This window comes from Actinocrinis sp. (genome assembly GCF_035938995.1).
In the GTDB taxonomy this organism is placed as follows: Bacteria; Actinomycetota; Actinomycetes; order Streptomycetales; family Catenulisporaceae; genus DASZGI01.
The window spans coordinates 1-12985 of the sequence record NZ_DASZGI010000163.1 but is presented as its reverse complement, the minus strand read 5'-3'; the positions used below and the strand labels follow the sequence as shown (position 1 = coordinate 12985).

At 67.1% G+C, this 12985-nt stretch carries 9 protein-coding genes; 4 read left to right on the top strand and 5 right to left on the bottom strand.

Features of this window, described 5'->3' with window-relative positions; all coding sequences use genetic code 11:
• Nucleotides 1–25 precede the first annotated feature (25 nt).
• Nucleotides 26–3163, bottom strand: coding sequence for a lectin (locus VGZ32_RS11770; RefSeq protein WP_326885987.1), 3138 nt, complete (start codon nucleotides 3161–3163; stop codon nucleotides 26–28).
• Between the two features lie 726 nt (nucleotides 3164–3889).
• Between VGZ32_RS11770 and VGZ32_RS11765 the strand changes: the two genes are divergently transcribed.
• On the top strand, nucleotides 3890–7522 hold the full coding sequence (locus VGZ32_RS11765; RefSeq protein WP_326885986.1) for a ricin-type beta-trefoil lectin domain protein: 3633 nt from the start codon (nucleotides 3890–3892) through the stop codon (nucleotides 7520–7522).
• 287 nt (nucleotides 7523–7809) lie between these two features.
• On the opposite strand, the gene VGZ32_RS11760 is transcribed toward VGZ32_RS11765, so the two are convergent.
• Nucleotides 7810–8793 carry a LacI family DNA-binding transcriptional regulator gene (locus tag VGZ32_RS11760; protein ID WP_326885985.1) on the bottom strand — a complete coding sequence of 328 codons (984 nt, stop codon included), beginning with the start codon at nucleotides 8791–8793 and terminating at the stop codon, nucleotides 7810–7812.
• Nucleotides 8794–9255: 462 nt separating this feature from the next.
• Between VGZ32_RS11760 and VGZ32_RS11755 the strand changes: the two genes are divergently transcribed.
• The gene (locus VGZ32_RS11755) at nucleotides 9256–9558 is read left to right on the top strand and encodes a hypothetical protein (RefSeq protein ID WP_326885984.1); all 303 of its coding nucleotides are present in this window, start codon (nucleotides 9256–9258) and stop codon (nucleotides 9556–9558) included.
• Nucleotides 9559–9723: 165 nt separating this feature from the next.
• Here the strand turns inward: VGZ32_RS11755 and VGZ32_RS11750 are convergent, their stop codons facing one another.
• Nucleotides 9724–10506 (bottom strand): TetR/AcrR family transcriptional regulator, encoded by a 783-nt coding sequence (locus VGZ32_RS11750; RefSeq protein ID WP_326885983.1) that lies wholly within the window; start codon nucleotides 10504–10506, stop codon nucleotides 9724–9726.
• 101 nt (nucleotides 10507–10607) lie between these two features.
• Between VGZ32_RS11750 and VGZ32_RS11745 the strand changes: the two genes are divergently transcribed.
• The gene (locus VGZ32_RS11745; RefSeq protein ID WP_326885982.1) at nucleotides 10608–10997 is read left to right on the top strand and encodes a nuclear transport factor 2 family protein; all 390 of its coding nucleotides are present in this window, start codon (nucleotides 10608–10610) and stop codon (nucleotides 10995–10997) included.
• A gap of 77 nt (nucleotides 10998–11074) precedes the next feature.
• Here VGZ32_RS11745 and VGZ32_RS11740 read toward each other — a convergent pair whose 3' ends face one another.
• Both VGZ32_RS11740 and VGZ32_RS11735 read right to left on the bottom strand, forming a co-directional pair.
• Entirely contained in the window at nucleotides 11075–11398 is a 324-nt protein-coding gene (locus tag VGZ32_RS11740) for a hypothetical protein (RefSeq protein ID WP_326885981.1), read from the bottom strand.
• Between the two features lie 42 nt (nucleotides 11399–11440).
• Nucleotides 11441–12133, bottom strand: coding sequence for a DJ-1/PfpI family protein (locus VGZ32_RS11735; protein WP_326885980.1), 693 nt, complete (start codon nucleotides 12131–12133; stop codon nucleotides 11441–11443).
• Between the two features lie 214 nt (nucleotides 12134–12347).
• Here VGZ32_RS11735 and VGZ32_RS11730 point away from each other — a divergent pair.
• On the top strand, nucleotides 12348–12985 hold a 638-nt coding region (locus VGZ32_RS11730; protein ID WP_326885979.1), incomplete at its 3' end, for an AraC family transcriptional regulator.

Here is a 12985-nt window from a genome sequence, read left to right as displayed (position 1 = left end):
GCCGCCCGTGGTTGGCGCTTATTCGTCAGGAGGGCAGGTTCCAGACCTGCGCCGGGGTGTTGTCGCAGGTGTAGAGCTGAAGTTGGGTGCGTTGTGTGGTGGTGGCGTTGGGGTCATCGAGGCAGAGGCCGGAATGGATATTGATCAGTTGGCCGGAGGTGGTGGCGCGCCATTGTTGGGCGCCGGTGTGGTTGCAGTGGTAGAGCTGGATGAGGGTTCCGTTGGTGGTGCCGCTTTGGGCGGCATCCATGCAGGAGCCCAGGACTTGGAGCGTGTTGTCGGGTGCGAGAGTCCACGTCTGCGCGGGAGTCTGGTTGCAGGTGTAGATCTGGATGGCGGTGCCGTCGGCGGTGAGGGCTCCGTTGTCATCCACGCACAGGTTGTTGCCGACCCCGGCTGTGATCGCTCCGGTGCGTGTGGCCGGCGTGGGCGGCAGCGTCCAGTTCTGGGCTGCGCTGTTGTTGCAGGTGTTGATCTGCAGTTGGGTGCCGTTGACGGTGGTGGCGTTGGGGTCTTCGAGACAGAGCCCTGACTGGGGGTTGACCAGTGAGCCGTTGGCGCCCTGTGTCCACAGCTGGGCGCCGGTGTTGTTGCACCCGTAGAGCTGGACCAGGGTGCCCGGCGTGGTGGCGCCGCCGGAGACGTCTAGGCATTTGCCCAATGTGCGCAGGGTGCCGTCGGTGGTGATGACCCAGTCCTGGGCGGCGGTTTGGTCGCAGCCGTAGATTTGCACGTGGCTGCCGTCGCTGGTGGAGGACTGGGAGTCGTCGACGCACAGGCCGGCGGAGACGCCTGAGGTGATCGGGCCGACCCGGGGACTGGCCGGCGCGACCGTGTTGCCGCCGTAGGAGGGCGGGGCCTGGTTCGCGGCCGACGCCCACGAGGTGTTCTGGCTCGTGCTCAGGTTGTAGGTGAGCGTGCCGCCGCTGCTGATCGCCCCGCCGGGCGCGTAGGCGTTATTCCATGCCCCGCCGTTCCACGTCGCGGACTGCACATATGGGGCGTTGTCCGCCGCGCCGTTGCCGTTGATGGTCAGGGTGCCGCCGCTGGGCAGGGTGAGCACGGCCTGGCTGAACATCGGCGAGCCGAGGGCGAGGTCGGCGGTGCCCGGGGTCTCCGGGTACATGCCGAGCGCGGACCAGACGAACCAGGAGCTCATCTCGCCGAGGTCGTCGTTGCCGTCGGCCAGGCCGCTCGGGGTGTCGGTCCAGATCTGGTCCTGAATCGCGCGCACAGTGCTCTGGGTCTTGTACGGTGCGCCGGTGTAGTCGTACTCCCACGGCAGCTCGATGCTGGGTTCGTTGCCGACCCAGGCGTAGCCGTTGGCGCCGGTGAAGCTGCGCAGCACGGTGTCCAGGTAGTGGTTCATGGCCGTGTTGCCGCCCTTGGCCACGGCAAGGCCCGCCAGGTTGAAGGGCACCATTCCGGTGTAAATGAACGAGTCGGCCTCGACGAAGTCGTTGCCGCTGGTGGGATCGAAGGCGGTCAGCCAGGTCCCGTTGGCGTTTCGGGGCGCGTCGAAGCCGCTGTTGGGGTCGAGCACGTTGCGCCACTCCTGCGCCCGGTTGGCGAAGGTGGCCTGAGCGCCGCCGTTGCCCAGCGCCCCGGCGAACGCGGAGAGCGCGAAGTCGGCGGTGTTGTATTCGAGCGTGGTGGAGACCGGGCCGTAGAAGTTGCAGCACCCGTACGAGCCGTCGTGCGGCATGTAGCCGGGGGCGGCCAGGTAGTTCAGCCCGGGCCGCACTTTGCTGGCGTTGGTAGCCTCGGCGATCATGTCGTTCAGGGCGGTGGCCGTGTCGAAGTTGCGCGCGCCGAAGGCGTAGTAGTCGGCGATGATTGCGTCTGCCGGATCACCGACCATGACGTAGGTTTCGCCGCTGTTCTCGGACCACTTGGGGAACTGGCCGGTCTGCGCGTAGTCGTCGATCATCGACTGCGCGGTGTCCGATGCGGCCTGCGGGTCGATCAGGGCTTCGAGTTGGGCCTGGCTGCGGTAGATGTCCCAGCCGGAGTAGTTCCCATAGGCGGCGGAGTGCCCTGCATCCGCGGTGTGCACCGAGCCGTCGAATCCGGGGTATTGCCCGTTGCTGTCGCTGATCACGTTCGGGTGCAGCAGCGAGTGGTACAGGGCGGTGTAGTACTCCTGCTGCTGGGCGTTGGTGCCTCCGCCGATCTGTGCCCGCCCGAGCAGCGTGTTCCAGGCGGCGTGCGCGGCGGACTGGGTGCCGGTGAAGTCCCAGTTCGGGTTCTCCGCCGAGAGATTGGCCTGGGCGTTGGCGATCGACACGTACGAGAGGCCGACCTTGGCCAGGACGGTCTGGTTGCCGGTGGTGTTGAAGGTGACGTATCCGTTGTTCGCCGAGGCGTTCGGCGTTGCCGTACCGGCCTTCGACTTTGCCTTCGGCGGCGTGCCGTGCAGGGTCGGCTTGTTCGGTGTCTCGGGCGCGTTCTTGTCCGCACCGGAGGTGGCCGCAGGCTTCGCGGTCAGCGGAACTGCGGCCGTGCCGTTGTTCGCGAACGACTGGCTGAACCGCATGTCGAAGTAGACGGTGTAGCTGTTACCGCCACTGCAGAAGTTGCCGCTGGTGACCTGCCCGCTGACCTCGGTGTTGCTCAGAACGTTGAACTGGGTGTTGGAGTCGCCGTTCTGGCTGCCGTTCAGTTTGAAGATCAGGTTCGCCTGCGTCGTGGCCGGGAAGGTGAAGCGGGCCATGCCGGTGCGGGTCGTGGTGGTCAGTTCGGTCTTGACGCCGTTGTCCAAGGACACGGAGTAGTACCCGGCGTTGGCAGACTCGTTGGCATGGGAGAACGAGTCGGTCGCGGAGGTGTTCACCGAGCCGACAGTCGGCAGGACCGGTATATCGCCGGCCGCGCCGCAGCCGGGTCCGGCGAGGTGCGTAAGGCTGAATCCGGTGATCGAGGAGTCGTTGTACTCGTAACCCCCGCCATCTGGGCGTGAGGGGGTGTCTGGACTCCACTGGACCATGCCGAGCGGCGAGTCCGCACCGGGGAAGTCGTCTGACGAGTTGGTCGTGCCGATGAACGGGTTGACCAGCGACGCGGGGTCGGTCACCAGCGCGGCCGCCGTGGCGGCCTGGGCCGGAGCGGCGAAGGAGCAGGCCAGCGCGGCGGCACTGGCGCCGGCCGCGAACACCGCGGTCACCCGCCGGCTCCGTGACGCATCGCGGCCGCGGCCAGGGCCGCGCCGCCGCGGATTTCGGATGAGCGTCATGCAGTCGCCTCCAGGAGGCACTCGGTCACGCTGCGGCGGAGCTGGAGTAGCGGACAGCAATGACGGTGCGGGTAGGCGCGAGGCAAAGGCCCATCGCAGCAGCGTGATAATCGAAATAGCGTGACAAAGGAACGCAGCCTGACAACCCAACCTGGCAACCCCACCCGACAACGTTGTCAGGCTGACGTTCCGACGCACATTCACGCACCGCGCACACCGGCTGTCAAGACGAATGAGGCGCCGGTCCGAGCCCGCATTCCCCCGGCCTTCCCAGCGCCTTCCAGGGCTTACGCTGCAACACGCCGCTTCACCTGAAGCAACTTGTTTATTTGTGCAAGATTTCTGCCGCAAAATTGAAAAGCTTGACGCAATTTCGTGCGGTCGGCGGATCGGCATTGACGGCTTGACGGCGGGCCCTCATACTCCAGCGATGCAGCGTAAACGCTTCCGGCGATCGGCGCGCGCCCGGGACCTGCACACTGAAGGAAGGCGCCGACATGATCTCTCACTGGTAGTTCCTCGGCGCCTGGATTTTTGCTAAATACGATCTGACAACGTTGTCGGTGTCGCCCGGGGCGGTGGCTTCGGTGATCGGCGCCTGCAGAACGCCGATCAGGGGCCGGCTTTGGCGGAGTTTCTCGATCTTGTGGAGCAGGCATGTACCCACGCTCACCACGCACCACCTTCCCCTTGAGGCGCACCGCCTCCTATGACGCCTCGGCGCGCACACGAATCAGCCCGCGCCGAAAGCGCCGCGCAGCGATCGGCACTGTTTTCGCGGCCGTCATGTCCCTCGCGGCGTCAGCCATGCTCACCTCCACCGCGTCGGCGACCGTCGGTACTGCGCCGACTGCCGCGTCCACGGCCGTGATCGACGGTAGTGCCCGGTTCGAGGTGCTGAGCCCGACGCTGATCCGCATGGAGTACGCCGGAGACGGCCAGTTTCAGGACGCTGCGACGTTCAACGCGGTGAACCGTTCGTTCCCGGCCGTGCCGTTCACCACCGACGTCAGCAACGGCTACCGCGAGATCATCACCAGTGCCCTGACGCTGCGGTATCGCGAGGGCAGCGGTCCGTTCACCGCCGCGAACACCTCGATCGCGGTCTCGGGCACGAATGTGACCGCCGCGCCGTCGTTCCCGTCCTACTGCGCGTTCGGCACAGCCTGCGAGGCCGAGGACGGCCTGCTGAGCTGGGGCGCGATGACCGCGTACGATCACAGCAACCACACCGGGTCCGGGTTCGTCGCCGGATTCAGCCAACCGAACAGCGCCGTCCAGCAGGACGTCTCCGCGGTGCCCTCCGCCGGGACCTATCAGCTCAGCGTCCGGTACGCGAATTCGACCGGCGGCGATGGACAGAACACCACGCGCACCCTGTCGACCACGGTCGACGGCGCGCCCGGCCCGACGCTGAGCCTGCCGATCACGGGGTCGTGGGACACCTGGTCCACCGTGTCGGTACCGGTCTCGCTCAACGCCGGGGTGAACACGATCAGCGTCGTGATGAAGTCGTCCGACAGCGGCAACGTGAACCTCGACAGCCTCGCCGTCACCGCACCCGGTGCCGCATATCCCGCGCCCGGCGCATCGAGTGCGCTGCTGACCACCGCCTACGGCGCGGGTCCCACCGACACGCTCGGCGGCTGGGCCAGCTCGCTGGACAACCAGGCTCCGGCGACCGCGACCGAGCGGCCCGGGATCCTGGACCGCGACGGCTGGTATCTGCTCGACGACTCGCGCTCCGCGCTGCTCAACTCGGGCGGCACCGTCACCGACCGGCCGAGCCACGGCGGCCAGCCGTATCAGGATGGTTACTTCTTCGGCTACGGAAGCAACTACAAGCAGGGCCTGTCCGATCTCAACGCCCTGACCGGCGGGACGAATCTGCTGCCGCAGTCCGCGTACGGGGTCTGGTACTCGCGCTACTACGCGTACACGGCCGCCGACTACGAGAACACGCTGCTGCCGACCTTCCGCAGCACGTTCACGCCGATCGACTGGCTGGTGGTGGATACCGACTGGAAGGCGCCCAACCAGTGGAACGGCTGGAACTGGAACAGCTCGCTGTTCCCCGATCCCAGCGCCTTCATGGCCTGGACGCAGCAGCAGGGCCTCCAGACGGCGTTCAACATCCACACCGGCATCTCCGGCTCGGACCCGCAGTTCCCTGCGACCAACGCGGCCGCCGGCGGGCTCTCGCCCGATCCCTCGCGCGGCGGCGATTACGAGTTCGACTGGTCCAACCCCAGCCAACTGTCCGCGTACTTCGCCCTGCACCACCCGTTCGAACAGCAGGGTGTGCGCGAGTGGTGGCTGGACTACTGCACCAGCTGCGGCAACTCCACCGCCAGCGACCCGCACGTCGCCCCGGACAACTTCATCAACCAGGCCTACGCGCAGGACGGCGCGGCCCGCGGGCTGCGCGGCTTCTCCTTCGGCCGCATCGGCTCCTCCGAGCAGGCCTCCGACTCCGGCAGCTACGCGCTCGGCCCCTGGTCCGAGCGGCGCAACACCATGCAGTTCACCGGAGACACCGAGGCCACCTGGGCGATGCTGGCGCTGGAGGCGCACTTCGCCGGTGACGAGGCGGCAGCCGGGATCTCGAACGTCAGCAACGACATCGGCAGCTTCCACGGCGGCCACCTGGCCGACGACATGTACGCACGCTGGGTGCAGCTGGGCACCTTCCAGCCGATCGACCGCCTGCACTCCGACCACGGCGACCGGTTGCCCTGGAACTACGGAGCCGCCGCCGACGCCAGCGCCGAACGGTTCCTGCGGCTACGCGAAGCCCTGGTCCCCTACACCTACACCCTCGCCGCACAGGCCAACGCCACCGGCGTCCCGATCATCAGGCCCCTGTACCTGGACTACCCGACCAACGCCGAGGCGTACACCTACAACCAGGAGTACCTCTACGGCGACAACGTGCTCGTCGCCCCGATCACCTCGCCCGACGACGCGAACGGCAACGGCTCGGTCAGCGCCTGGATCCCGCCGGGCACCTGGACCGACTACTTCACCGGCACCAGCTACACCGGCCCGACCACCGCGACCATCACCGACCCGCTCTCCCAGATGCCGGTGCTGATCAAGGACGGCGGGATCATGCCGGCCCGCACGAACTACGTCCAGGACGCCGCCGCGTCGCCGCTCACCCAGGTCACGCTCTCGGTCGCGGCGGGCGCGAATGGCTCGTTCCCGCTCTACCAGGACGCCGGCGAGGGCACCGGCTACCAGAGCGGCCAGTCGACCACCACACCGATCTCCTGGAACGACTCCTCGCGGACACTGACCGTCGGCCCCGACAGTGGCAGCTTCCCGGGGGCAGCGACGCAGCGTGCGTACACGCTTCGGCTGTCGAACGCGACCGCCCCGACCGCCGTGTTCATCGACGGCGTGCAGGTCCCCGAGACGGCGTGGAGCTACAACCCGAACCAGCGGGTGACCACCGTGGTCACCGCGGCCCTACCGGTCGGCTCGCAGCACACGATCACGCTCAGCGGCAGCGCCACCGCCAACCCGACCAGCGGAGAAGTCATCGGCGACGGCGGCCTGTGCCTCGACGCGCGCGGCGGCACCACCACCAACGGCACCGCGATGCAGCTCTACACCTGCAACCACACCCCCGCGCAGCAGATCACCTACACCGCATCCAACACCGTGCAGGTCCTGGGCAAGTGCCTGGACGCCGCCAACGCCGGCACCGGGAACGGAACGCTCGTCCAGCTCTACGACTGCAACACCACCGGCTCACAGACCTGGATCGCCCAAACCAACGGCGAACTGCTCAACCCGCAATCAGGACGCTGCCTCACCGTGCCTAACGGCGACACGGTCGCCGGAGACGCGCAGCTACAGCTCCAAGACTGCACCGCCTCCCCGGCGCAGGTGTGGAAGCTGCCGCCCGGCCCGATCAACGGACCCGGTGGGTTGTGCGTCGACGTGGCGGGCGCCGATCCGACGTCCGCGACCAACGTGCAGCTGTACACCTGTAACCAGAGCGATGCGCAGCGCTGGTACACCCCCGGCGACAACACCATCCGCGTCTTCGGCAAATGCCTGGACGTGCGCAGCGGCGCAACGACGAACGGCACGCAGGTCCAGCTGTTCGACTGCAACGGCACCGGCTCGCAGACCTGGGTCAGCCAGTCCAACGGGTCGCTGCTCAACCCCCAATCAGGACGCTGCCTCGACGACCCCAACAACAGCCAGACACCCGGCGACCAGCTCCAGATCTACGACTGCAACAACAGCGCCGCACAGCAATACCGCCTCGGCGGCTGACAACCGAGCTCGGACGCCGGGCTTCGGCCCGGCGTCCGAGCCCCGCACCGAGTAAGGGAACCACCGCCGCGCGGACCAGCCAACGTCCGCGCGGCGACTTATGGTCGACTACACCATCTGTCGAATCGCCGACGACAGACCAAAACCGGCACGCTACGGGCAGCTACCCCACGCACGAACCGCACCAGCCATATAGGCCGTCAAGCTCAGATGGACTCCACACGGCTGAAGAACGAGAGATTGGACGCGGCGATACCCCGGATGCCGCACGCGGACCTGCGGCAGCTTCAGACTCGGATCTCGCCGGACCCGCGGAGAATGAGGCGTGTGGGCAGTTCTATGCGCTGGGTCGGGGCCCGCTCGCCACGCATGCGGCGGAACAGCAGTTCTGCGGCCATGCGGCCCATCTGAGTGGGGTCCTGGGCGATCACCGTCACGGGGACCGCGACCATGTCGGCCAGTTCGAAGTCGTCGAATCCGATCAGCGCCGGGCGGTTGCGCCGGGTGGCCAGCTCGCGCAGCACAGTGACCGTGGTTCGGTTGTTCCCGCACAGTAATGCGGTCACCGGTTCAGGCCCGGACAGCATGCGATCCAAAGCGAGCCGGACGCCCAGCGCGCCCGGCCTGCCTGTAGACACCCACCGTTCCTCGACGTCTAGACCTGCGTCAGCCATAGCGTGCCGGTAGCCGGTGCATCGCTCGGCAGCAGTGAAGATGTCCAGCGAGTCACCGACGTAGCCGATCTTTCGGTGGCCCTGTCTGAGGAAGTGGCTGACGCCGTCCCTGATTCCGCCTCGGTTGTCGGCCAGGACCGTGTCCACGTCCACACCGCTAACCGGTCGATCTACGCTGACCACCGCCGTCCCAGCCGCCAATTCTGGCGCCAGGTAGCTGTGGTCGGCGCCGGCCGGCACGACGATGAGCCCGTCAACTTGCCGCGCGCAGAAATTCAGCGCCAACTCGCGCTCACGCACCGGGTCCTCATCCGAGGAGCCGGCGAGCAGCAGCGCACCGTGACTGCGGGCGACCTCCTCGACCGCCCTGCCCAGCTGTGAGTAGAACGGGTCGGCCAGATCCTCCGTGACGAGCCCGATGCTGAGTGTCCGTCTGCGTTGGCGCAGCAGCCGGGCGCTGTCGTTGCGCCGGAACCCGAGCTGGTCGATGACCGCCCGTACCCGTGACGCGGTCTCCTCAGCGACCCCCGGTTCGCCGTTGACCACCCGGGAGACCGTCTTGAGCCCGACCCCTGCCGCGGCGGCCACGTCGTTCATCGTCGGCCGAGCGTAGGCGCCTGCCCCGTCCTGAACCGCTCCAGCCGACATATCGAGCTGAACCGCCTTTCGCCGTCGACGACGCAGACATCCGATGACATCGACAAGCGTAGCTGAGGTACACAAGGTTTACGACAACGTTGCCAGTCTGACTACTGGAAGCTTTCAGGTCTCCCGGCTCGTGGCGCCAAAGTGTCCTGGCTGCGCTGACCCGCATCGCCGTGGGAACGCCGCCCGAACGTGGCCGTGAGTATGCGGAGGTGCTCGACCTCACCTCTCCGGTGTAAGGTACAAGTCGACGACAACGTTGTCATCGGGTTGGCTGCGACACCCGGAATCGGCCTAGGCGCAATACACCCACCTAGTTAACCAGCCTCAGATGACCGGCGATATAGGTCACGTGCGGTACGGGCATTCCGGCTCTCAAACACACCTTTGTTGGTCGCTTTGAAAGGGAGAATCGTGCTCAGACAGCACGATCTTGGTCAGCTCATCGATGAGCTTCAAAAGCTGCGTGCGCTGTCCGTCGCATTGCACGGCAAGCGGCGCGGAGGCAAGGCCAGCAATAATCCGGAAATCCTGAACCAAATGGTCGCCGTCGAACGGATCATGGGCCGCGGTACTCGTGTACCTGCTCAGAATGCAGGCGCTGCGATTGGCTCAGGCCAGCTGACCATCGCAATCGGCCACATCATCATCTCAAACTACTCGGTATCCTCCATCGACACCGCAATCGACACCGCCGTCGCGATGACTAAGGGATAGCTCGTCAACGGATGCGCCGATTCGATGGCCTTGCCAGCACGATCACGGGTGTTTTCGTCGTCAACGGCTGCCCTCTAGCCTTCGGCCCGGATCCGCCAGGTGCGTCTGGTCGGGCACGACCGGGACGGCTTCGTCGAGGTCGAATACTCGACGAAGCCGCGAACGTCACCGGCCTCGTGCTCCGAAACTGCGGACACCGGGTGACTGAGGAGTAGCCCGCAGCCCTGAGCGCGGCGGCGCTGCTGTCCTTCCTTCGAGGACCGTCAGCCCAGCTTCCAGGAGGCGGGCCGCGCGGTGAACTTCGGCTATGACCTCGTCGCGGACCTGGTCGGGGGTCCGGATGCCGTCGAGGAGCCTGCATGAGGCGTTGACCTGGACGGGCCAGAGCCCGAGCAGGGCGATCGCGGTGATTTGCGGCTCAGGGTCCTGTGGCTTCAGACCCGCCCGGCGCGCCAGGACCTCGCAGGCCGCCACCGTCATCCGGTGAAGCATGTCGCGATAGTGCGCCTGAAGCGAGGGGGTGTCTCGGACCATGGCTTCGAACTGCTGGACGGCTTCGGCAGCCCAAGTCCTGTCGTGCTGGGCGTTCAGCCAGGAGACCAGGTTGTCCAGTTCGCCTGCCAGGATGCGCAGCATGGCCTCGAGCGGTGTGCTCCGGGGGTCGGCGAGGGCGGTGCGCAGAGCGTCGATCAGCGCGTCCGGAAGGTCCAGGATCAACGATTCCTTCGTCGGAAAGTAGTTGAACACCGTCGCCGGTGAGACCCCACACGCTGCGGCGATCTCCGCGACGGTCACCGCATCGAAGCCGCGCTCCAGGCACATCTGGGTCGCGGTGTCGATCAGCAACTGGCGGGTTGCGCGCTTGCGGCGCTCCCTGAGCCCGGTCGGCTCGGAGGCGTCGACGGACGGGGCACGCAGCGCAGTCCAGTCGACTGTGTGTGAGCTCATGGCCCCAGGGTAGTCGTGGCGTGCGATCATGGTGTTACACTAAACTTATAGTGAGTCTAAGTTCTAAAGATAGGCAGCCAACCCTCTGATCGGAGCATGTCATGTCGGACCTCGAGCGCAACAAGCAGGTCGTCGTCGCCTACTACACCACCGCTTTCGCCGGGGACCCCGAGAAGGCCGTCGCCGATCACTTCGGCCCGCGCTACGTCCAACACAATCCAGATGCCCAGGATGGCCCGGAGGCCTTCATCGGCTTCGTGAAGTGGCTGCGCGGCGAGTACCCGCACATGAAGCTGGACATCAAGCGCGTGATCGCCGAGGGCGACATGGTCGCCACCCACTCGCACCTGGACCTGGAGCCCGGCAACCCGGACAACCCCGGACGCGCGCTGGCCGACTTCTTCCGCCTGGAGAACGGCAAGGTCGTCGAGCACTGGGACGTGATCCAGGACGTGCCGAAGGTCTCCGCGAACGACAACGGGATGTTCTGACGCTCGCGGACGCGGACGCGCGGACCCGGCGGCGAAATGGGCCTGCGGCGATCGGTGGCCGCACCCGGGCGATGCGACTACTCGGGGCTGGGAACCGAGGTCGCGCTCCTGCGCCGGCCGACGACCTTCGATGACGGGAGGCGTCCGGCCTTGGAGGTGCCGGCGAGCGTGTCGCCGTCGATGGTGACGGCGAAATCCAGGTTCAAGCGCATCGGTTTCGTGATCGCCTGCCGCCAGGTGAGCCGGTCGCCGTCGAGCGCCAGATCGTGCAGGGGGACCTGCTCGCCCGGGCCCTGCGCGCTTCCGACCAGCGCCCCTTGCTCACGGCGCAAGTCGACGACGGCCTTCATCCGTCCGACCGGTGTGGCGATGGTCAGGTCCCAGGTTCCTTCGACCGACATCTTCGAGTTCCCCTTGCTACGCCGAGGTGATGATCAGGGTTTTTACAGTGCGGAGGGCACGAGGCTGTGCGCGCGCCAGACAGTGCCGCGCCGCTCGTAGGTGAACAGTTCTTCCACGGCGTGCGCTATCAGCGGGCCGAGTTCCCGCTCAAGCAGGTGCAGCCCGAGATCCAGGCCTGAGGTGACGCCGGCGCCGGTGACCACGTCGCCGTCGTCGACGACGCGGGCGCGGACCGCGTTGGCGCCGGTGGCTTCCAGGAGGTCCAAGCCCAGGTAATGGGTGGTGGCATTCCTGCCTTCGAGCAAGCCCGCCATCGCCAGGACGAGCGAGCCGCCGCACACCGCCGCGAGCGTGACTTCCGGGTTGTCCGCCGCTTTCCGCAGCAGTGCGGACAGCCCGGTCGCCACCGCGCGTCCGAGCAGCACCGGGATGAACTCGTCCACCTGCCACGCCCCCGCGGCGCCGGCCTCGAGATCGGGAACCTCGCCGGGCTCTCCGACACGGCCCGACGCCCCCGGGACCAGAATCATCCCGGCGCGGCCCGGGTCGAGGGCGCCGGTGGCGCGCAGCGCGAGGCCTCCGGTGCCGCTGACCACCTCGCGTGGCCCCTCAGCCGAGACCAACTGCACCGTCAACGCACCGCCGCAAGCCGTGCCGCCCGCGTAGAGCACCTCGTAGGGTGCGATGACATCGAGCGGATCGAATCCGTCGAACAGCACGATCTGTACGTGCATGGTGAGCCTCTCTGCGTGCCGAGACCGGCGTGCACCGGATCTTGCTCGACCGTATCGGGACCGCGTCACGCCTCCTAGTGGCGTTAATGACAATGTTCAACGGAAAAACGCCAGGCATGTCGACGTCCATTGACCATGCCACAGCCTGGCGAGATAGCGATTCAGCCAGTTAGGCGATCTTCCGATCCGACACTTGAGTGGGTAGGTTCCCGCCATGCACACAGTCGCGGTGCTCGCGTTGCGCCACGTGATCCCCTTCGACCTCAGCACGCCGATCGAGGTCTTCACCAGGGCGCGACTGCCCGACGGCCGCCCCGCCTATCGCGTGCGGGTCTGCGCGCCCGAGCCGGAAATCGACACCGGGACCTTTCTGCTGCGCGCGCCCTTCGGCCTGGATGGCTTGGCGGACGCCGACACGATCGTCGTGCCCGGTACCAGTGCCCCCGAACTCGCGCTTCCCGGGCAGGTCAAGGCCGCGCTGCGGCGGGCGGCCGACAACGGCACGCGCATCGCGTCCATCTGCACCGGCACATTTCCGCTCGCCGCCACCGGCCTGCTCGACGGGTTGCGGGCCACGACGCACTGGGCCGCCGCCGACGCGCTAGCCGTCGCCTTTCCCGAGGTCGAGGTGGATCCGGACGTGCTCTACGTCGACAACGGGCAGATCCTGACCTCGGCCGGCGCGGCGGCCGGGCTGGATCTGTGCCTGCACATGATCCGCCGGGATTACGGCTCCGCCGTCGCGGCCGACGCCGCCCGGCTGTCGGTCATGCCGCTGGAGCGCGAGGGCGGACAGGCGCAATTCATCGTCCACGACCACACCCCGACCCCGTCCGGCGCGACGCTCGACCC

Excerpts from the sequence above, each read along its gene's own strand:
- VGZ32_RS11750 (WP_326885983.1), bottom strand. The coding sequence starts at position 10,506 with ATGAGCTCACACACAGTCGACTGGACTGCGCTGCGTGCCCCGTCCGTC.
- VGZ32_RS11735 (WP_326885980.1), bottom strand. The coding sequence starts at position 12,133 with ATGCACGTACAGATCGTGCTGTTCGACGGATTCGATCCGCTCGATGTC.
- VGZ32_RS11745 (WP_326885982.1), top strand. The coding sequence starts at position 10,608 with ATGTCGGACCTCGAGCGCAACAAGCAGGTCGTCGTCGCCTACTACACC.
- VGZ32_RS11765 (WP_326885986.1), top strand. The coding sequence starts at position 3,890 with ATGTACCCACGCTCACCACGCACCACCTTCCCCTTGAGGCGCACCGCC.
- VGZ32_RS11760 (WP_326885985.1), bottom strand. The coding sequence starts at position 8,793 with ATGAACGACGTGGCCGCCGCGGCAGGGGTCGGGCTCAAGACGGTCTCC.
- VGZ32_RS11740 (WP_326885981.1), bottom strand. The coding sequence starts at position 11,398 with ATGTCGGTCGAAGGAACCTGGGACCTGACCATCGCCACACCGGTCGGA.